This is a genomic window from Pseudomonas sp. BW7P1 (genome assembly GCF_024981055.1).
Taxonomy (GTDB): Bacteria; Pseudomonadota; Gammaproteobacteria; order Pseudomonadales; family Pseudomonadaceae; genus Aquipseudomonas; species Aquipseudomonas bananamidigenes.
In genome coordinates, this window is record NZ_CP103374.1 from 4,781,574 (window position 1) to 4,799,741 (window position 18,168).

The 18,168-nt window shown below is 59.6% G+C and carries 20 protein-coding genes and 1 pseudogene; 7 read left to right on the plus strand and 14 right to left on the minus strand.

Going from position 1 to position 18,168, the window contains the following annotated elements; all coding sequences use genetic code 11:
- Nucleotides 1-78 precede the first annotated feature (78 nt).
- On the plus strand, nucleotides 79-645 hold the full coding sequence (locus NWV16_RS21555; RefSeq protein ID WP_260520672.1) for a hypothetical protein: 567 nt from the start codon (nucleotides 79-81) through the stop codon (nucleotides 643-645).
- Nucleotides 646-706: 61 nt separating this feature from the next.
- On the opposite strand, the gene NWV16_RS27875 is transcribed toward NWV16_RS21555, so the two are convergent.
- From NWV16_RS27875 to NWV16_RS21580, 6 genes and pseudogenes are all read right to left on the minus strand, one after another.
- On the minus strand, nucleotides 707-1,246 hold the full coding sequence (locus NWV16_RS27875; RefSeq protein ID WP_371320920.1) for a methyl-accepting chemotaxis protein: 540 nt from the start codon (nucleotides 1,244-1,246) through the stop codon (nucleotides 707-709).
- Between the two features lie 9 nt (nucleotides 1,247-1,255).
- Nucleotides 1,256-2,026: pseudogene (locus NWV16_RS27880) on the minus strand (PAS domain-containing protein); the annotation flags it as partial.
- Nucleotides 2,027-2,541: 515 nt separating this feature from the next.
- Nucleotides 2,542-3,555: an ABC transporter substrate-binding protein gene (locus NWV16_RS21565; protein ID WP_260520674.1), complete on the minus strand. Its 1,014-nt coding sequence runs from the start codon at nucleotides 3,553-3,555 to the stop codon at nucleotides 2,542-2,544.
- Nucleotides 3,552-4,097 carry a sigma-70 family RNA polymerase sigma factor gene (locus NWV16_RS21570; protein ID WP_260520675.1) on the minus strand — a complete coding sequence of 182 codons (546 nt, stop codon included), beginning with the start codon at nucleotides 4,095-4,097 and terminating at the stop codon, nucleotides 3,552-3,554. The genes NWV16_RS21565 and NWV16_RS21570 overlap by 4 nt, the downstream gene beginning before the upstream one ends.
- Nucleotides 4,098-4,224: 127 nt before the next feature.
- Nucleotides 4,225-5,016, minus strand: coding sequence for a phosphate/phosphite/phosphonate ABC transporter substrate-binding protein (locus NWV16_RS21575; RefSeq protein ID WP_260520676.1), 792 nt, complete (start codon nucleotides 5,014-5,016; stop codon nucleotides 4,225-4,227).
- Between the two features lie 7 nt (nucleotides 5,017-5,023).
- Nucleotides 5,024-5,965 (minus strand): fatty acid desaturase, encoded by a 942-nt coding sequence (locus NWV16_RS21580; RefSeq protein ID WP_260520677.1) that lies wholly within the window; start codon nucleotides 5,963-5,965, stop codon nucleotides 5,024-5,026.
- Nucleotides 5,966-6,085: 120 nt separating this feature from the next.
- Between NWV16_RS21580 and NWV16_RS21585 the strand changes: the two genes are divergently transcribed.
- Nucleotides 6,086-6,505: a GNAT family N-acetyltransferase gene (locus NWV16_RS21585; RefSeq protein WP_260520678.1), complete on the plus strand. Its 420-nt coding sequence runs from the start codon at nucleotides 6,086-6,088 to the stop codon at nucleotides 6,503-6,505.
- Here NWV16_RS21585 and def read toward each other — a convergent pair whose 3' ends face one another.
- The 3 genes from def to NWV16_RS21600 all read right to left on the minus strand — a co-directional run bounded on the left by def (nucleotide 6,506) and on the right by NWV16_RS21600 (nucleotide 8,366).
- Nucleotides 6,506-7,045, minus strand: a complete 540-nt coding sequence (gene def, locus NWV16_RS21590) for a peptide deformylase (RefSeq protein WP_260520679.1) — start codon at nucleotides 7,043-7,045, stop codon at nucleotides 6,506-6,508. It abuts the gene before it with no gap.
- A gap of 2 nt (nucleotides 7,046-7,047) precedes the next feature.
- Nucleotides 7,048-7,998, minus strand: a complete 951-nt coding sequence (locus NWV16_RS21595) for a YihY/virulence factor BrkB family protein (protein WP_260520680.1) — start codon at nucleotides 7,996-7,998, stop codon at nucleotides 7,048-7,050.
- 176 nt (nucleotides 7,999-8,174) lie between these two features.
- On the minus strand, nucleotides 8,175-8,366 hold the full coding sequence (locus NWV16_RS21600) for a CsbD family protein (protein ID WP_260520681.1): 192 nt from the start codon (nucleotides 8,364-8,366) through the stop codon (nucleotides 8,175-8,177).
- A 196-nt stretch (nucleotides 8,367-8,562) separates the two neighbouring features.
- Here NWV16_RS21600 and NWV16_RS21605 point away from each other — a divergent pair, with 196 nt between their 5' ends.
- Entirely contained in the window at nucleotides 8,563-8,940 is a 378-nt protein-coding gene (locus NWV16_RS21605; protein WP_065259334.1) for a hypothetical protein, read from the plus strand.
- A 52-nt stretch (nucleotides 8,941-8,992) separates the two neighbouring features.
- Here the strand turns inward: NWV16_RS21605 and fadD1 are convergent, their stop codons facing one another.
- Both fadD1 and fadD2 read right to left on the minus strand, forming a co-directional pair.
- Complete coding sequence (fadD1, locus tag NWV16_RS21610) at nucleotides 8,993-10,690, minus strand: long-chain-fatty-acid--CoA ligase FadD1 (RefSeq protein WP_260520682.1); 1,698 nt, start codon at nucleotides 10,688-10,690, stop codon at nucleotides 8,993-8,995.
- 332 nt (nucleotides 10,691-11,022) lie between these two features.
- Nucleotides 11,023-12,711, minus strand: a complete 1,689-nt coding sequence (fadD2, locus tag NWV16_RS21615; protein ID WP_260520683.1) for a long-chain-fatty-acid--CoA ligase FadD2 — start codon at nucleotides 12,709-12,711, stop codon at nucleotides 11,023-11,025.
- A 249-nt stretch (nucleotides 12,712-12,960) separates the two neighbouring features.
- Here fadD2 and NWV16_RS21620 point away from each other — a divergent pair, with 249 nt between their 5' ends.
- Entirely contained in the window at nucleotides 12,961-13,905 is a 945-nt protein-coding gene (locus NWV16_RS21620; protein ID WP_260520684.1) for an alpha/beta hydrolase, read from the plus strand.
- A 43-nt stretch (nucleotides 13,906-13,948) separates the two neighbouring features.
- A complete protein-coding gene (locus NWV16_RS21625; protein WP_003227420.1) occupies nucleotides 13,949-14,419 on the plus strand; it encodes a MaoC family dehydratase in 471 nt (156 codons plus the stop codon).
- A 68-nt stretch (nucleotides 14,420-14,487) separates the two neighbouring features.
- Here NWV16_RS21625 and NWV16_RS21630 read toward each other — a convergent pair whose 3' ends face one another.
- Nucleotides 14,488-14,955, minus strand: coding sequence for a ferritin-like domain-containing protein (locus tag NWV16_RS21630; protein WP_065259338.1), 468 nt, complete (start codon nucleotides 14,953-14,955; stop codon nucleotides 14,488-14,490).
- 206 nt (nucleotides 14,956-15,161) lie between these two features.
- Between NWV16_RS21630 and NWV16_RS21635 the strand changes: the two genes are divergently transcribed.
- The gene (locus NWV16_RS21635; RefSeq protein ID WP_260520685.1) at nucleotides 15,162-15,398 is read left to right on the plus strand and encodes a DUF3820 family protein; all 237 of its coding nucleotides are present in this window, start codon (nucleotides 15,162-15,164) and stop codon (nucleotides 15,396-15,398) included.
- Nucleotides 15,399-15,422: 24 nt separating this feature from the next.
- Nucleotides 15,423-16,604, plus strand: a complete 1,182-nt coding sequence (locus NWV16_RS21640) for an aminotransferase class V-fold PLP-dependent enzyme (protein WP_260520686.1) — start codon at nucleotides 15,423-15,425, stop codon at nucleotides 16,602-16,604.
- Here NWV16_RS21640 and NWV16_RS21645 read toward each other — a convergent pair.
- Nucleotides 16,601-17,317: an intradiol ring-cleavage dioxygenase gene (locus NWV16_RS21645; protein ID WP_260520687.1), complete on the minus strand. Its 717-nt coding sequence runs from the start codon at nucleotides 17,315-17,317 to the stop codon at nucleotides 16,601-16,603. The two genes, NWV16_RS21640 and NWV16_RS21645, sit on opposite strands and share 4 nt — an antisense overlap.
- A 176-nt stretch (nucleotides 17,318-17,493) precedes the next feature.
- On the minus strand, nucleotides 17,494-18,159 hold the full coding sequence (locus NWV16_RS21650; protein ID WP_011335602.1) for a bifunctional 4-hydroxy-2-oxoglutarate aldolase/2-dehydro-3-deoxy-phosphogluconate aldolase: 666 nt from the start codon (nucleotides 18,157-18,159) through the stop codon (nucleotides 17,494-17,496).
- Between the last annotated feature and the right edge of the window lie 9 nt (nucleotides 18,160-18,168).

The window sequence follows — 18,168 nt, forward strand, 5'->3', positions numbered from 1 at the left end:
TGAAATAAAAGAACTTATTGGGTGGGCACGGTATTTGCTGCCAAGGACTGACAGCCATTACCTACAGGTTCTTTCATCATGTTGGTCAGTGCAAAACAACAGCAAATCATCCACCTGCCCAAGCAGCTGAATGACGATGCAACTGCCACGGCAGCGGCCGGTCTGCAAGGCGGGCTCCACGGCGCCATGCTGCAAACCCTGCAAAACCAGGCACAGGCGCAAACCGCCGAAGCCACCAATCAGGTGCAAACCTCGGCCACGCAACTCGCTACCCAGCAGGTCAACGAAGCCACACGCATCAGCGACAACGTCGACGAGGCGTTCGCCAAGACCCGTGTTGCCCTGCAAACTTCCGATACTTCGCCGACCAAATCCTCCGGATCTTCGGCGCTGGACGAGTTCAAGGACTACATGAGCAAGTCGCCGGAACAGCGCCTGCGCGACAGCATCCTGAAGGAAATGGGTCTGACCGAAGATGACATCGCAGCGATGCCGCCGGAAAAACAACAGGCCATCAACAAAGAGATCGCCGACCGTCTGCAGGACAAGGTGAAACTGGCCGAAGCCGAGAAGCAGAACAAGCAGGACGCCAACTCGGTCAAGCTCAGCGACCAGTCGGCCGACAAGTTCCTTGCTTCGCTCTGAAGCTGAAAAACGACGCAAAGAAAAAGGATCCCCGCGGGGATCCTTTTTTATCTCCAGGCCGTCAGTTCAATTGCAACGTCTCGTTGAACTGGCTGATCGCATCCACCACATGCCGGGAGCCCTGCTGAATCTCGCGGATCGCGTCCCCCGCTTCGTTCGCCAGCTCCACCCCAAGCCCGGTGCGGCTCAGGCTCGACTGCATGCTCGACACCGCACTCAGTGACAACTCGTGGTTCTTGCGCACCACATCGACGATCTCCAGGGTCGCCTGACTGGTCCGCGCCGCGAGGCTGCGCACCTCGTCCGCCACCACCGCAAATCCTCGTCCGTGTTCACCGGCCCGCGCCGCTTCGATGGCCGCGTTGAGTGCCAGCAGGTTGGTCTGGTCGGCGATCCCGCGAATGGTCTGGACGATGGTACCGATGATGTCCGACTGCTTGCTCACTGCATCGATGCTCAGCGCCGCTTCGTTGAGGTCGCGGGAAATGTCCTGAATGATCTGCACCGTCTGCTGCACGACCTGTGAGCCTTTTTGCGCACAGGCATCGTTTTGTACCGAGGTGCTGTGGGCCGATTCCGCAGCGGTCTGTAAGGTGGTCATCTGATGGGTGATGTCGCTGGCGAATTTCACCACTTTGTACAGCCGGCCCTTGGCGTCGAACAGCGGGTTGTAGGAGGCTTCGAGGTAGACGGTCTGCCCGGACTTGTTCTTGCGCTCGAAGCGGTGCGAGTGATATTCGCCGCGATTGAGCGAGGCCCAGAACGCCTTGTATTGTGCCGACTCGGCTTCGGCACGGTGACAGAACAGACTGTGATGGTGACCGACGATTTCGTTGAGCGAGTACTGCATGGTCTTGAGGAAATTGTCGTTGGCCGAGATCACATTGCCTTCCGGGGTGAACTCGATGACGGCCATCGAACGGCTGATGGCGGCGAGCATGCTTTCCTCTTCGTTTTCCTTGTTCACCCGCGCGGTAATGTCCGAGGCCACTTTGATCACACTTCGAACCTGTTTGTCGGGGCCGTACACCGGCATGTAACTGGCTTCCAGCCAGATCTCCTGACCGCGTTTGTTCAAACGCAGGAAAGTCCCGCTGAGCGGTTCGCCACGGGCCAGGTCACGCCACAATTTCGCGTATTCCTCGCTGCGATAAAACGCTTCTTCACAAAAGATCCGGTGATGCTTGCCCCGTACTTCCTCGGCGCTGTAGCCCATGGTCTTGCAGAAGTTTTCATTGGCATCCAGCACGATGCCGTCGGGGGTGAATTCGATCATCGCCATGGAACGGCTGATCGCCTCCAGCTTGGCGTTGGCTTCGGTCAGGGCACAGCTGAAACGTTCGATTTCCTGCAGGTCAGCCTTGTGATGTAGGTTGAACATGTTTGTATCACCTTCGGCGCGGTCTTTTGATTTGATGAAAGTTCAGCTCTTTCAGAATCCACCACTACGTTCCACAGAACAGGCACACGCATTCCTCCACGGGAGGAAGTTGTCAGGTGATAAATGATGATTAATCAAAGAGTCCATGCAGCGACGCTCTAATCAAGACATCCTTCTCTTGATAGCCCGCGAACGGGCCACTCCTAACGCGTAAAAGAACTTCCATTTAAAAAACATGCTCCTTGCCGGTTAAGTGTCGGTGCCTTGGATTGCGCACTCTGGCAGCTTTGTTCTCGGCTAACCGGTTGCCGTCGAGGCGCTTTGATTGCGGTCGACATAGTTAGTTACGTGTGAGCATAGACAGCGCAAAGCCTTGCGCAAGGCCACTAGTCGGCCAGCATCCGGCGACTCCGGACAAGATAAGGACAAGAAACGGTTCAGCGGGCGGAAGGTTTGTTGCCATTGCGACAGACTCGCAATGGTAACTTTAAAACAACTTAATGACCGGAAAAGAACTACAGACCCGCACTGACTTTATTCGCCACCTCTCCCGGAACCCACGATTTCCATACTTGCGATTGATCGCGCAGAAATGCCTCGGCGACCTGGCGTGGCTGCTGACGTTTTTCGCTCATTCCGGCCAGGGTCCGGTTCAGCAGATCGATCGGAAAGTCGACCTTCTCAAAGAACGTCACCAGCTCCGGGTACTGCGCCTTGAACGGCGCCGACACGCCAATCGCCAGACTCGCCGGCATCGAGCGGGTACCTTTCGGGTTGGGGTTGTTGGCGTCGGCCAGGGTTTTCCAGGCTTCGGCATCGAACGGTGGCTCTTCCAGCTTCACCAGTTTGAAACGACCGAGCAGCGGCGTCGGCGACCAGTAGTAGAACAGCACCGGTTTGCCGCGCTTGATCGACGACGCCACCTCGGCATCCAGCGCCGCGCCGGAACCGGTGCGGAAGTTGACGAAGCTGTCGTTCAGCGCATAGGCCTTGAGCTTCTGACTATTGACGATCTCCGAGGTCCAGCCGGTCGGGCTGTTGAGGAAGCGCCCACGACTCGGGTCTTCGGGGTCCTTGAATACATCCTTGTAGCGCGGCAGGTCGGCCACCGATTTCAGTTCCGGCGCCAGCGGTTTGATCCCGCGCTCGGGGTCACCCTTGATCACGTACTCCGGCACCCACCAGCCTTCGGTGGCGCCCTTCACCGTGTCGCCGAGGCCGAACACCTTGCCTTCGGCCGCAGCCTTGACCCAGGCCGGACTGCGCCCGGCCCACTCTTCACCGATCACCTGGATGTCGTTTTTCGCCAGCGCCGCTTCGAGGCTGACGGTGCTGCCCGGCAGTGTGTCGGTCGGGTAGCCGTAGCCTTTCTCGACAATCAGGCGCAGCACTTCGGTGATGAAACTGCCGCTTTCCCAAGTGATGTCACCGAAGTGGATCGGCGCCGTGTTTTCCGCTGCCACGGCGTGCCCGGCCGTCAGGGTCAGGGCCAGCAGCGAACTGCCGAGCAGGTTTTTGATCGATCTCATGCGGACCTCTTGTTCTGGGAGGAAATCAGGGTTTGGTTGGCGCTGTGGCGGTTGCACAGGGCTTGGGAACGGGTCATGTACAGGCTCACCGAACGCTGGGAGATGCCCAGTTCGGCGGCGATTTGCGGGTAGGTCAGGCCGTCGATGCGGGCCAGCAGAAAGGTCGAGCGCACCTTGCCCGGCAGACGCTGCAGCGTCCGGTCCAGATGTTTGAGACTTTGCGCCAGGTGTGCCAGGTCTTCGGGAGATGGCGCGTGATCATGGTCGCCCTGTTGAAGCTGATGCAGATACCGACGCTCCAGATCGCCCCGCCGCCAGCGCTCATACAGCAGGCGCCGGGCGATAGTGGTGAGCAAGGCGCGGGGCTCGCGGATGGCGGTCAGGGTCGACGCTTCGAGCAGCTGTGCGAAGGTTTCGGCGGCGAGGTCTTCGGCGGTGGCTGCGTCGTTCGAATGCCGATGCAGACGTGTGCACAACCATTGGTAATGGTCGCGAAACAACGTGTTCACATGATTTCGATGAGATGAGTCGGCGCCGGACATGGGGGCTCCTTGGTCAAGGGTCGCTGAATGTCCGGTCGTCCGGTGGCGCGATCCTAGCAAGGCGCCTTATGCGTTAAAAATACTTAAAAAGAATTTTTATATTCAATTAAAGAATTATTCAAAACCGCTAGCGCAAGCGGTCATAACCCAGTTCTACGGCCTCGCGCTGATAATCCAGCAGGACGAGGTAATCGCTTTCACTGGCGGGCAGGACTTGTGCCAATCCCAAGATGCGAGCTACGTCCGGCAAGTCTTGCAGGCCACGATTCATCGCCCGACGCAGTTGTTCGATCTGCGCGTGCGAAGCACTGGCAGCCGTGATGAAGGGCAAGGTCGGACTGAGCGCACTGCGCGCCACCACCCGCAAGCCGCTGACCTCTTCGGCGGCGTGTTGCGCCAGGTATGCAAAGGTCACGCTGTCGATGGCCGCCAGGTCGGCACGGTCTTCACGCAACCAGCGCAGGCTCTGGCGATGGCCGCCACTGAGGCTCACCGAGGCGAAAAAACGGCCGTCCCGATGCAGCGGCGCCAGACGCTGGCGCAACAGGTTCATGCCGCTGTTGGAATCCTCGCTGTTGATCACCCCGCGACTGTCGAAGAACGCCGCCAGGTTCTGGCGCGGATCATCGGCCCGGGCCAGGATCAGGCTGCAATGATTGCCGGCCGTCGCATCCGGCAACTCGTAGCGTGGACGACCGACAATCCTCACCTGCCCGCGCAGCGCGGTCATCAGTGGATAGCCGCAGGTCTGGGTCAGCAGCAATTGCGGCGACAGCCAGAGTTCAGGCAGCGAAAGGCCTTCGGCACTGAGCCGCGAGCCGTCCAGGTGATCGAGCATTCGCGCCAGCCACTGCTCATTCGCCGCCCGGATCGGCTCCGGTGCGATGTACATCAACAGCTCTGCGTAACCTGACGTCATGGTTTCCTCAACTGAAGGGATGCTGCGGACTGTCGATCGGTTTGAGGCCATGCTCGCGCCACAATTGCCCGTAACCCTGCACCAGAAAGCCGCCGCTGCGTTCGACCCATTGCTCGCGACGCATGCGGTAGGCCTTGGGCAAGTCGTACCACGCCAGCTTCGGCAAATCGTGGTGCACCAGATGGAAATTCAGGTTCAGGAACAGCCAGCGCCACGGCCATCCGGCCTCGTTGAGCACCGTGCGCTGCTGCGGTTGTGCGTGTGGCCGGTGTTCATAGTAAGAGCGGACCATTGCAATCGACAGCGCCGGCACACTGATCAAAAACAGGTAATGCCACACCGGCAGCAAGCTGTAGCAAGCGATAAAAATCAGCATCAGCACAGTCAAGGCACCGTGGGTCAGCCACATCAGCCACGCCTGACGCTGCCCGTTTTTCAGGCGTTGCAGTTCCTCACCGGCCAGCGCCAGCAATGCCAGCGGCGCGCCGAGAATGAATCGACCGAGCACAGTCTTGTTCAGCCAGTGCAGGTTGCGCTCGAATCGCGAGCAGCCCTGCCAACGCCCGGCACTCAGGTAACGGCTTTCCGGGTCAAGACCGGGGATCGTCAGGTCTTCATCGCGATGGTGCTGCAAATGGCTGTCGCGATAGAGCGTGTAGGGATACCACACGGCGAACGGCGCATAACCGAGGACTTTGTTCACCACAATCCAGCGCGTCGGATGGCCATGCAGCAGTTCGTGTTGTACCGACAGCCACAGCACCAGCAATGGAATCAGCAGCAACGTGCTCCACCAAAGGCCCAGCCACTCACTGCCCGCCACAAGGGCGAACCAGCCGGCATAAACACCGAACAGCAACAACCAGGTCGGCCAGTCGGTACGGGCGGTGAAGCGTCGGCTCAGGGTCTCGATCTGTTGGCGATGGGCATCGTCGAAATAATGGGGCATGGCGTGGCTCGGAACGAGGGTCTGATCGTTCTGTGCAACACCTGCGAGAAATCTTGCAGATTATTTTTGCGAGCCGGGATCCTTATAATCCCGCCTCTTTTTGAACCGGCAGCCCGAGTGATGACCGATACCCGATATAGCCAGCTCGATGAATTGTCCTGGCCCTTGATGAACAAGTTCTACCGCCAGCATCAATCGTCGATGAAAGCGGTGCGCGAGGCGCAATTATGGGTGGCGCGGCGCGAGGAGATCGTGGCGGCGCTGTGTCTGCGACCGGTGTTCGGCGGGCACTGGCTCACCGGGCTGTTCGTTGATCCGGCCTGTCGTGAACAAGGCATCGCCGCGCAATTGATCGCGGCCGCGGTGAAAGATGTGAAGGCGCCGGTCTGGCTGTTCTGCCACCCGGACCTGCGCGGATTCTACGAGCGGCGCGGTTTTACCTTCGATCCCGCCCTGCCCCAGGCCATGGCCGAACGCTTGAGCCGTTACGCGCGGAGCAAGCCGATGATTGCCATGGAGCGGGTGCCGCCGGCGGGCTGATCAGTCGTCGGCGTCGGGGTCGAGATCCGGGAACATCACCTCGGTGAAACCGAACTTGCTGAAATCGGTGATGCGCGACGGGTACAGCCGCCCGATCAGGTGATCGCACTCGTGCTGCACGACTCGCGCATGAAAACCCGAGGCCATACGCACGATCGGCTCGCCCTTGGGATCGAAACCTTCGTAACGGATCTGCTGGTAGCGATCCACCGCGCCCCGCAGCCCGGGGACCGACAGGCAGCCTTCAAAGCCCTCTTCCATCAGCGGGCTCAACGGCGTGATCAATGGATTGATCAGAATGGTCTGTGGCACGGCTTCGGCGTCCGGGTAACGTTCGCTGTGCTCGAAGCCGAAGATCACCAGTTGCAGGTCGACACCGATCTGCGGCGCGGCGAGGCCGACGCCGCCGACGCTTTCCATGGTCTGGAACATGTCGTCGATCAGTTGCCACAGCTGCGGGCTGTCGAACATCTCGGCCGGCACCGGCGGGGCAATGCGCAACAGGCGTTCGTCGCCCATCTTCAGGATGTCACGGATCATGATCAGGCTTCGTCTGTGTTCGGCTTGAGCGACGGATAGCGCCCCAGGCCGGAAACGTGTTGTTTGGGATGTTCGTCGAGTTCGCCGGGGACTTTCTCGCCCGGGTCCTTGCCCTCGCTGGACATGTGTTCGATCACCGCGTTCATCTCCGCCCCCAGCAACAAAACGGCAGCAGAAATGTAGAAATACAGCAACAGCACGATAATCGCACCGATGCTGCCATACATGGCGTTGTAGTTGGCGAACGTCTTGACGTAAAACGCAAAGCCCAGGGACGCGACGATCCACACCACCACCGCCAGCACCGAGCCCGGCGTGATGAAACGGAACTCCTGTTTGACGTCAGGCATCACGTAGTAGATCACCGCCACGGCCACCATCATCAGGATCACGATCACCGGCCAGCGGGCAATGGTCCACACCGTGACGATGAAGTCTTCCAGACCGACCTGCCCGGCGATCCACGTCATTACCTGCGGCCCCAGCACCATCAGCGCGGCGGCCACCAGCAACATGCCGGCGATGCCGACCGTGTAGAAAATCGACAGCGGAAAGCGCTTCCAGATCGGCCTGCCCTCGACCACGTCATAGGCCGCGTTCATCGCGCTCATCATCAGGCGCACACCGGCGGACGCGGTGTACAGGGCAATGACGATACCCACGGAAAGCAGGCCGCCCTTGGATTGCTGCAACTGGTCTATCACCGGGTTGACCTGCTCCAGCGCCTGGGGCGGCAACACCAGCTCCGATTGCAGACGCAGCCAGGAGAAGAAGTCCGGCAGGTGCAGGAAACCGATCAGGGCAATCAGGAACAGAATGAACGGGAACAACGAGAACAGCATCTGGTAGGCCAGTGCCGAGGCATAGGTCGACATCTCGTCATCCATGAACTCGGTGACGGTACGCACGATGACCCGGTGCAGGGGCAGGCCTTTCATGTCGGGGAAAATCATTCGCGTCTCCTTTCGCCGCAAAACAGGTTGAAGTCGTGGCGACTCAGGGGCCGTGTTCTCTCATCAAAGTAGCCTACTTGGCGACTCTGAAACACTGTGATCCGTGACGGCATGTGAACGGCACACAAAAACGGCCATCCTTGGATGGCCGCTTCAGTGTTTCGTTCAAGGCGCAATCAAGCTTTGTCGACGCCTTTCTTGATCGCGTCCTTGGCTTTGCCCACCGCTTGCTGGGCCTCGCCTTTCTTCTCTTGCAGTTTGCCTTCGGCTTGCAGCTTGGTGTTGTCGGTGGCTTTACCGACGCCTTGCTTGATGTTGCCGACAGCTTCGTTGGCCATGCCTTTCACTTTATCGCCTGTGCCGCTCATGGTGTTTCTCCTGGGTGCATTGAAGGGGAAAAGTCAGTGCGTAACGATTGACTGGCCGGGTTTACGCCAAGTTTCATTTATTTTCAGGCTTCATTTCGTCGTGGCGCGCAGGTTGGGCTTTATGTTTGCGAGCGTTGCCCCGAGAATGCCCACCATAAGGCGTCAGGCGCCACAGAACCGATCCCGCAGGAATGTTATGAAACTCGATAAAAAGCAGGCCATCGCCCGTCGCAACCAGGAACTGGGCGGTGCCGTGCTCGGCACCAACAATTGCCACTTCGCCGAACTGAACCGCAACCGCAACATCTGGTGGTTCGATCTGCCGGTGAAGCGTCTGGCCATCGGTCAGTACGAGTGGATTCACCTGTTGATGCACACCCCGGCCACCGACGAACTGCTGCACCTGAAAGTGCCGACCGCGTTCCTGCGGGAAAAGCTCGACGGCCTGGTGATCCGCAACGAAGGCAAACGCAAGGCGGCCCTGAGTCTGGAACTGAGCGCCGACAAGGACTCGTACCTGCAGGACATGCGTCCGGCGGGCACCAACGTGAACTTTGCGGCGTTCCGTCAGTAACCGATCAAGCCCCACACCAACAAAAAGCCCCGCATCTGCGGGGCTTTTTGCTTTACGCGGCGCTCTTGGCCTTGATCTTCTTCAGCTCTTCGTCGCGCAATTCGCGGCGCAGGATCTTGCCGACGTTGGTGGTCGGCAGCGCATCGCGGAACTCCACCGAACGCGGCACCTTGTAGCCGGTGACGTTGGCGCGCATGTGCTCCATCACCGTTTCCTTGGTCAGCGTGACGCCTGGCCTGGCCACGATGAAAATCTTGATCGCCTCGCCCGACTTCTCGTCCGGAATGCCGATCGCCGCGCACTGCAACACGCCCGGCAGGGTCGCCAGCACGTCTTCCAGCTCGTTCGGGTACACGTTGAAACCGGAGACCAGGATCATGTCTTTCTTGCGATCGACAATGCGCATGTAGCCGTCCGGCTGAATCAGCGCGATGTCGCCGGTTTTCAACCAGCCTTCGCTGTCCAGGATCTCGTCGGTGGCTTCCTGACGCTGCCAGTAGCCCTTCATCACTTGTGGCCCCTTGACGCACAGTTCACCGATTTGCCCCAGCGGCTGTTCGACACCGGCGTCATCGATGACCTTGCACAAGGTCGACGGCACCGGAATGCCGATGGTGCCGATCTGGATGTTCTGGATCGGGTTGACCGTGGCTACCGGGCTGGTTTCAGTCATGCCGTAGCCTTCGCAGATCGGGCAACCGGTGACTGCTTTCCAGCGTTCGGCGGCGGCCAGTTGCAGGGCCATGCCGCCGGACAGGGTGACTTTCAGCGCCGAGAAGTCCAGCTTGCGGAAACCTTCGTTGTTGCACAGGGCCACGAACAGCGTGTTGAGGCCGACAAAACCGCTGAACTTCCACTTCGACAGTTCCTTGACCATGGCCGGCAGGTCGCGCGGGTTGCTGATCAGGATGTTGTGGTTGCCGATCAGCATCATCGCCATGCAATGAAAGGTGAACGCGTAGATGTGGTACAGCGGCAGCGGTGTGATCAGGATTTCGCAACCTTCATTGAGGTTGGAGCCCATCAGCGCCTTGCACTGCAGCATGTTGGCGACGAGGTTGCGATGAGTGAGCATCGCGCCCTTGGCCACGCCCGTGGTACCGCCAGTGTATTGCAGCACGGCGACGTCGCCGCTGTCCGGGTTGGCTTCGGCGACCGGCTGGCCCTGGCCTTTGCTCAGCACGTCGTTGAACTTGACGGCTTTGGGCAGGTGATAGGCCGGCACCATTTTCTTCACGTACTTGATGACGCTGTTGATCAGCAGACGCTTGAGCGGCGGCAACAGGTCGGCGACTTCGGTGACGATGACGTGTTTGACCCCGGTTTTCGGCACCACGGCTTCGGCCAGGTGCGCCATGTTGGCCAGGCACACCAGTGCCTTGGCGCCGGAATCGTTGAACTGATGTTCCATTTCCCGCGCGGTGTACAACGGGTTGGTGTTGACCACGATCAGCCCGGCACGGATGGCACCGAAGACGGCGACCGGGTACTGCAACACGTTGGGCAGTTGCACGGCGATTCGATCACCGGGCTGCAAATCGGTATGCTGTTGCAGATAAGCGGCAAACGCACCGGACAATTCGTACAGTTCACCGTAGGTGAGGGTCTTGCCCAGGTTGCTGAACGCCGGTTTGTCGGCGAAGCGTTGGCAGGATTGCTTCAACACTGCCTGAATATTCGGGTACTCATCTGGATTGATGTCGGCAGCAATTCCAGCGGGGTACTTATCCTTCCAAAAGTCTTCGATCATGGAAGCCCACTCCTCAGCAACGCGAATTCAGCACCGCATTTGATGCGATTATTATTGGTGTTTGTCTTGTATTGGTGAATCTGGCTTTTTGCAGGCCGAGAAGTCACAAAGCGCGCCGAGAGTAGCAGCTTTGCCGAGGGTCGACTAGAGCCAAAAGCGGCCCCTACAGTCATTTTAATGACTCAAGAACTATTGGCAGTCATTTTAGAGCAAAAATCCTATAACACCCTGAAAGTCCCGAATTTCGGGGTCATACGCCCAAAAATATCGCGGGCAAGTCGGTGCTACGACTCGACTTGCCCGCGAACGCGCGAAGCGCGGCCATTCACCGATCAGGCTATATCGCGCAGCTCCCGCCGCAGAATCTTCCCGACAGGCGTCATCGGCAGCGACTCACGCAGCACGATGTGTTTTGGCACCTTGTACGCGGTGAAATTTTCCTTGCAGTAGGCCTTCAGCTCTTCCAGGCTGACCCCGGTTTCCCGGGCCACCACAAACAGCTTCACCGCCTCGCCCGAGCGCTCGTCCGGCACACCGATCACCGCGCAGTTCGCGACTTTCGGGTGGGCCATCACCACGTCTTCGATTTCGTTCGGATACACGTTGAAACCGGAGACGATGATCATGTCTTTCTTGCGATCGACGATGCGTACGAAACCGTCCGGGTCGATCACCGCAATGTCTCCGGACTTGAACCAGCCCTCGGCGTCCAGCACCTCGGCGGTGGCTTCGGGTTTGTGCCAGTAACCCTTCATGATCTGCGGGCCCTTGATGCACAGTTCGCCGCGCTCTCCCAAGGGTTGCTCGACGCCCTCGTCATTGATGACCTTCAGCCGGGTGCCCGGCACCGGCAGGCCGACCGTACCGATCCGCGACAGTTCGCCGTAGGGGTTGGTGCAGGCGACCGGCGAGGTTTCGGTCAACCCGTAGCCTTCGGTGATCCGACAACCGGTGAGCTGCTCCCAGCGCTCGGCGGTGGCCTTGACCAGTGCGGTGCCGCCGGAGTTGGTGAGCTTGAGCGTGGAGAAATCCAGAGTCTTGAAGTCCGGGTGATCCATCAGCGCGACGAACAGGGTGTTGAGCCCCAGCAGCGCCGAGAACTTCCAGTTCTTCAGCTCCTTGATGAAGCCGCCGATGTCACGCGGGTTGGTGATCAGCACGTTGTGGTTGCCGGAGACCATCATGCACATGCAGTTCGCGGTGAAGGCGTAGATGTGGTACAGCGGCAGTGGCGCGATCATCACCTCCTGCCCTTCGCGCAACAGTGGCTGGCCATCGCTGCCGAACTGACCGAGGCAGGCGCGAACCTGCTGCATGTTGGCCACCAGATTGCCGTGAGTGAGCATCGCGCCCTTGGCCAGGCCGGTGGTGCCGCCGGTGTATTGCAGAACGGCGATGTCGTCCAGGCCAACCTTCAAAGGCTGGATGCCCAGGCCCCGGCCCATACGCAACGCGCTCTTGAAGGAAAGCGCCTGGGGCAACGAGTAGTCCGGGACCATTTTCTTCACTTTGCTGACCACGGTGTTGACCAGCCAGCCCTTGGCAGCGGGCATCAGGTCCCCCATCTTCGCTTCGATCAGGTACTGGATGTCAGTATCCGGCAGCACTTCCTGGACCTTCTGGCCGAACATGTTCAGATACACCAGCGCCCGGGCACCGGAATCCTTGAACTGATGGCGCATTTCTCGCGCGGTGTACAGCGGGTTCGTGTTGACCACGATCAGCCCGGCGCGCAAGGCGCCGAACACGGCAATCGGATACTGCAGGACGTTGGGCATCTGCACGGCGATGCGATCGCCCGGCACCAGGTCGGTGTGGGCTTGCAGGTAACCGGTGAACGCGGCGCTCTGACGCTCGAGTTCGGCGTAGGTCAGGGTCACGCCCATGTTGCTGAACGCCGGGCGATCAGCGAATTTCTTGCAGGAACGCTCGAACACCTCGATCACCGACTTGAATTCATTCACGTCGATGTCCAGGGGTACGCCCGCCGGGCGTTTGTCATTCCAGAAATCAGGTTGCATTGTTCTTGTCCTCTTTACCTGAGCCGATCCGGGACCGCGTCGCTGTCACTCCTCTCCCGTCCATGGAAAAGCACACAGCAAAAAGCGGGGCTTCACGGACACTAGCAGCTATGGTCAATCAGGCAAATACGGGCAAGGTCCTCATTGATCGTATGAATCTTCCTGCCGTGGCGTGACCGGATCGGACGCGCTATACAATGCAACGTCTTCGAGCCCCTTCAGCAAAAGCAGGCAGCAAAAGGAAGCGCCATGATCCACGACACCTTCTGGCTGGACGCCAGTGACCGCAGCCGTCTGTTCGTCAACCAGTGGCTGCCGTCTGCGCCGCTGAAAGCGGTGATTCTGCTGGCCCACGGCATGGCCGAGCACAGCGGCCGCTACGGGCGACTGGCAGCGTCGTTTTGCGCTGCAGACTACGGTGTGTACGCGCCGGATCAGCGCGGTCATGGCAAAACGGCCGATCACGGGACGCTGGGGCATTTTGCCGACGACGATGGCTGGTGCAAGGTGGTCGGCGATCTGGCGAGCCTCAACCAGTGCATCGGCCAGCGTCATCCCGGCGTGCCGATCATATTGCTCGGGCACAGCATGGGCAGCTACATCGTCCAGGCGTATCTGCTGCATCACAGCGCCAGCCTGCACGGCGCGATTCTCAGCGGCTCGAATTTCCAGCCGGTGGCGCTGTATCGAACGGCGCGGCAGATCGCCCGTTTCGAAAAATTGCGCCAGGGCCCCAAGGGGCGCAGTGCCCTGATCGAGTGGCTGTCGTTCGGTTCATTCAACAAAAAATTCAAGCCGACACGTACCGCGTTCGACTGGCTGAGTCGCGATCCGGCCGAAGTCGATAAATATGCCGCTGACCCGCTGTGCGGCTTTCGCTGCACCAATCAGCTGTGGATCGACCTGCTCGGTGGCTTGCAGCAAATCAGTAAAGCGTCCAATCTCGCCCAGATCGACCCGGGCCTGCCACTGCTGGTGATCGGCGGCGAATGTGATCCGGTGAGCGAAGGCAAGCGTCTGACTGATCTGGCCAACGCCTTGCGCTCGGCCGGCAGCCAGAACCTGCAATTGAAGATTTACCCCCAGGCTCGGCACGAATTGTTCAACGAGAGCAACCGCGACGAAGTGACCGCCGATGTCCTGGCCTGGATCGACCAGGCCTTGAGCCATCCCCGCCCGCACCGCAGCGAATAGCTTTTTTGTGTATTCATTTCATCCGTCACAGGAATTCAGACCCATGACCCAGGTTACCAACATCCCTTACGAAGCCCTTGAAGTGGGCCAGACCGCCAGCTACAGCAAGACTGTCGAGGAGCGCGACATCCAGCTGTTCGCCGCGATGTCCGGCGACCACAACCCGGTGCACCTGGATGCCGAGTTCGCCGCCGCCAGCATGTTCAAGGAGCGCATCGCCCATGGCATGTTCAGTGGCGCGCTGATCAGTGCCGCAGTGGCCTGCGAGCTGCCTGGGCCGGGGACCATTTATATCGGTCAGCAGATGAGTTTTCAGAAACCGGTGAAGATCGGCGACACGCTTACCGTGCGCCTGGAAATCCTCGAAAAACTGCCTAAATTCCGCGTACGCATCGCCACCCGAGTTTTCAATCAGCGCGACGAGCTGGTGGTCGATGGTGAGGCCGAGATCCTGGCGCCGCGCAAACAGCAGACCGTGACCTTGCCGACCTTGCCGGCCATCAGCATTGGCTGATGATCCCCGGTTAAATCCGGACACAAAAAAACGCCAGACCAGCTGGCGTTTTTTTTGGCCTCAAACGCTCAAGAGCGTGCGCGGGCCTGGTTACGCAGCGCTTTCACCTGATCGTGATTGCGTTGCACGCCATGGTACTGACGCTCGACCAGATCACGAATACCCACCAGGTTGTGCTTGTTGATCTTCTCGATCGCTTCACGGTAAGCCTTCAACGCGTGATCTTCACCGCGCTCGGCTTCGTTGAGCACGGCCTCTTCGTCCTTGCCGGTGAACATCGCTTTGACGTCGACCCAACGACGGTGCAGATCACCGCTTACGCTGGTGGAGGTTTCCGGATCGCCGCCCATCGAGCGCACGGTCGCCTGCAATTCAGCCGCCGCCGTGGCGCAGTCGGCAGAGCGTTTCGCGAACAGGGCTTTGAGTTCAGGATGCTTGATGTCCTCGGCGCAAGTCTTGAACCCTTCCTGGCCGTCCTTGCTGGTTTCAATCAGATCATTGAGGACAGAGATGGCTTCTTTATTGAGGTCAGTCATTTTCCAGTTCCTTGCGTTTTGGTTGAAGTTGCAAGGACTGTTGCAGCGGCCGTGCCATTTTCCAGAATTACAATTAATCTTTAATTTTCAATACGTTATGAATAAATAAAAAATCTGTATGCCTGTTTTTTGCATGATCTGTCATTTGGCCTGCATGCAGAATGCCTGTATTTTCCAGACTGTTTCGAATCCAGACGATCCCTTTGATGAATCCTGAAAAACTCGAGTTGCTGATCACCCGCGAAATGCCCTTCGGCAAGTACAAAGGGCGGATCATTGCCGACCTCCCGGGGCCTTACCTGAACTGGTTCGCCCGAGAAGGATTTCCCCAGGGTGAACTCGGCGGCCTGCTCGCACTGATGCATGAGATCGATCACAACGGATTGTCGGAGCTGCTTGAACCGTTACGCGCCAAACACGGCAAACCCGCCCCGCGCCACTGAGGCGCCTCCTGAGCCGAGCCGACCATGCCCGATAACACCCGCCGTGCCCGAGACGAAGCCTTCTGGCAAACGTTCGCCGACCGATACGACCGCCACCCCGGCCCCGTGAATCTGGAAAACGGTTACTTCGGACGCATGTCACGCACAGTGGTCGAGGATTATCAGCGCCACATCGAACTGATCAACAACAGCAACTCGGTCTACGCACGCCAGCGATTCGAACAGCACGACAGCTTCGACATCCGCGCGCAACTCGCCGAGATGATTGGCGTGCGCGCGCAAAGCATCGCTTTCACCCAGAACGCCACCGCCGGCCTGCAATCGCTGATCCGCAACTACAACCGCCTGCAACCAGGCGATCAGCTGCTGATCTGCGACCTGGAATATGACACGGTCAAGAGCGCCATGCGCTGGCTGGCCCGCCATCGCGGGGTCGAACTGATCGAGATCGAGCACTCGCACCCGGCCAGTTTCGAAAGTCTGCTGGCGACTTACCGAGAAACATTCACTCGTTATCCGAAGCTCAAGCTGATGGCGCTGACCCACGTCACCCACCGTACCGGACTGGTGATGCCGGTGCGGGCCATCGCCGCACTGGCCAGGGAACATGGCGTAGACATCATCCTTGATGGCGCCCATGCCCTCGGCCAGATCGAGTTTGATCTGGAGACGCTGGGCATCGCCTTCGCCGGGTACAACCTGCACAAATGGATCGGTTCGCCGCTGACCCTGGGCTTTATCTACATCGCCCCTCAACGTCTGGCCGACATCGACCCGGACATGGGCGAAATGCATTCCCCGCTCAACGATATCCGCTCCCGCACGCCCCACAGCACACCGAACATTCCGGCGCTGATGACCCTGCCGCTGGTGTTCGAGGAACACCGTGCACTGGGCGGTGCGGCGGCCAAGGGCGCACGGCTGAACTACCTGCGCAACCTGTGGGTCAGCGCCGTACGCAACCTGCCGGGCATCGAAGTCACCACCCCGGACGATCCGCGTCTGTACTGCGGCATCACCTCGATGCGCTTTACCCGGCATGCCGACCAGCAGGCGATGGTCGAGCGCCTGCTCGGCGAGTACAACCTGTTTACCGTCGTACGCCACGGGGCCGCATGCGGGCCGTGCATCCGCATCACACCGGCGCTGACCACCACGGCCGCGGAAATCCAATTGCTGATTCGGGCACTCGACGAACTGCGCTAAACCGTGTACTTGTCGAAGTCCTCGGGTTTGATCTGCGACGACACCGCAAAGGTGTCGATGCCGATCGTGAGATGACCGAAGAAACCGTCCTCATGGGAATCGCGGCTGATCGGCCAGACCGTCAGCGTCGAGGCTTCTCCGCCCATCCGGGTGTAGTAATGGTCCTGGCAGTTGTTCAGTGGCGAGGACGCCCGCCCGCGATACGCCCTGGCGTTGAGTACCGAACGTGAGACGACTTCGGGAAAGTACAGCTGCCCGACCCAGGCCACATTGCGTTCGTCCAGATATTCGCTGCCGACAACGATGCGCACCGCCACATGAATATGCAACGCCCGGCCGGCATAGAACCCCGGATAGATCGTGGTGAATCGCACCCTGCCCTTGTGATCGCTGAACTGGCCGCCGCGCAGGTAGGTGTCATCGTCGGTTCGCGGGATGGAACCGATGTCCTCGACATCGACTTCCTGATCCGGGTTGATCCGGCTCCAGCCCGAATAAGTCCCTCGAGCATTGCAGTGCCAGATATCCACCAGCGCGCCGCTGACCGGTTCGCCGGTCATGGCATCGACGATGGTCAGGCGCAACAGCAAAGGCAGTCCCTCGGCGCCTTCGCTGATGTTGCGGCGCAACAGTCTGGGATTGCGAAAATATGGCCCGGCGACTTGCTCGGGCGCCAGCTGATAAACGGGTGGCAATGACGGCTGGTGATCCATGATGCGTTCTCTCTTCCATAAGAAAAACGCAGGTTAGCGCCATGAAAAAGACGTCGTGCGATAACTATGTATCGCGCAATGTCGCCACGGATTTTTCCCCGGCAAAAAAAAAACGGTGCGCCGACCAAGCGCACCGTAAAGCCGTAGAACACACAACGAAGTGTCGGGTGAAGCGATCAGTCCAGCAACGCCAGCGCCTCGGCGGTGCATTCCTGAATGCGGGCCCAGTCGCCGTTCTTGATCCACTCGGGATCGAGCATCCAGCTACCGCCCACGCACATGACGTTTTTCAGCGCCATGTAGCTCTTGATATTGGCAGGTCCCACGCCACCGGTCGGGCAGAATTTCACTTCGCCGAACGGACCGCCGAGGGCCTTGATGGCCGCCACGCCGCCGCTGACTTCAGCCGGGAACAGCTTGAAGCGGCGATAACCCAGACCATAGCCTTCCATGATGCCGGAGGCGTTGCTGATGCCGGGCAACAGGGGGATCGGGCTTTCAACGCTGGCTTCCAGCAGGTCACGGGTGATGCCCGGGGTGACGATGAATTGCGAACCGGCCGCTTCGGCAGCGGCCAGCATGTTGCGGTCGAGTACGGTGCCGGCGCCGGTCACCAGCTCCGGGCGCTGTTCGCGCAGGATCTGGATCGCCTTGAGGCCGAACTGCGATCGCAGGGTCACTTCCAGCGCGGTGAGGCCACCGGCGGCCAGGGCATCGGCCAGCGGCAGCACGTCCTGTTCACGGGCGATGGTGATCACCGGCAGGATCCGCGCCTTGGCGCAGAGGCTGTCGATCAGGGCAACTTTGTCCGCCATGGAAACGGTCGGGGATGGGGTTGTCATAGCGGCTGT

Coding starts and splice junctions, on each gene's coding strand:
- NWV16_RS21605 (WP_065259334.1), top strand. CDS start 8,563: ATGAAACTCGATAAAAAGCAGGCCATCGCCCGTCGCAACCAGGAACTG.
- NWV16_RS21620 (WP_260520684.1), top strand. CDS start 12,961: ATGATCCACGACACCTTCTGGCTGGACGCCAGTGACCGCAGCCGTCTG.
- NWV16_RS21645 (WP_260520687.1), bottom strand. CDS start 17,317: ATGGATCACCAGCCGTCATTGCCACCCGTTTATCAGCTGGCGCCCGAG.
- fadD2 (WP_260520683.1), bottom strand. CDS start 12,711: ATGCAACCTGATTTCTGGAATGACAAACGCCCGGCGGGCGTACCCCTG.
- NWV16_RS21570 (WP_260520675.1), bottom strand. CDS start 4,097: ATGTCCGGCGCCGACTCATCTCATCGAAATCATGTGAACACGTTGTTT.
- NWV16_RS21575 (WP_260520676.1), bottom strand. CDS start 5,016: ATGACGTCAGGTTACGCAGAGCTGTTGATGTACATCGCACCGGAGCCG.
- def (WP_260520679.1), bottom strand. CDS start 7,045: ATGATCCGTGACATCCTGAAGATGGGCGACGAACGCCTGTTGCGCATT.
- NWV16_RS21635 (WP_260520685.1), top strand. CDS start 15,162: ATGAATCCTGAAAAACTCGAGTTGCTGATCACCCGCGAAATGCCCTTC.
- NWV16_RS21600 (WP_260520681.1), bottom strand. CDS start 8,366: ATGAGCGGCACAGGCGATAAAGTGAAAGGCATGGCCAACGAAGCTGTC.
- NWV16_RS21595 (WP_260520680.1), bottom strand. CDS start 7,998: ATGATTTTCCCCGACATGAAAGGCCTGCCCCTGCACCGGGTCATCGTG.
- NWV16_RS21565 (WP_260520674.1), bottom strand. CDS start 3,555: ATGAGATCGATCAAAAACCTGCTCGGCAGTTCGCTGCTGGCCCTGACC.
- NWV16_RS21625 (WP_003227420.1), top strand. CDS start 13,949: ATGACCCAGGTTACCAACATCCCTTACGAAGCCCTTGAAGTGGGCCAG.
- NWV16_RS27875 (WP_371320920.1), bottom strand. CDS start 1,246: ATGACCACCTTACAGACCGCTGCGGAATCGGCCCACAGCACCTCGGTA.
- NWV16_RS21630 (WP_065259338.1), bottom strand. CDS start 14,955: ATGACTGACCTCAATAAAGAAGCCATCTCTGTCCTCAATGATCTGATT.
- NWV16_RS21650 (WP_011335602.1), bottom strand. CDS start 18,159: ATGACAACCCCATCCCCGACCGTTTCCATGGCGGACAAAGTTGCCCTG.
- NWV16_RS21585 (WP_260520678.1), top strand. CDS start 6,086: ATGACCGATACCCGATATAGCCAGCTCGATGAATTGTCCTGGCCCTTG.
- fadD1 (WP_260520682.1), bottom strand. CDS start 10,690: ATGATCGAAGACTTTTGGAAGGATAAGTACCCCGCTGGAATTGCTGCC.
- NWV16_RS21580 (WP_260520677.1), bottom strand. CDS start 5,965: ATGCCCCATTATTTCGACGATGCCCATCGCCAACAGATCGAGACCCTG.
- NWV16_RS21640 (WP_260520686.1), top strand. CDS start 15,423: ATGCCCGATAACACCCGCCGTGCCCGAGACGAAGCCTTCTGGCAAACG.
- NWV16_RS21555 (WP_260520672.1), top strand. CDS start 79: ATGTTGGTCAGTGCAAAACAACAGCAAATCATCCACCTGCCCAAGCAG.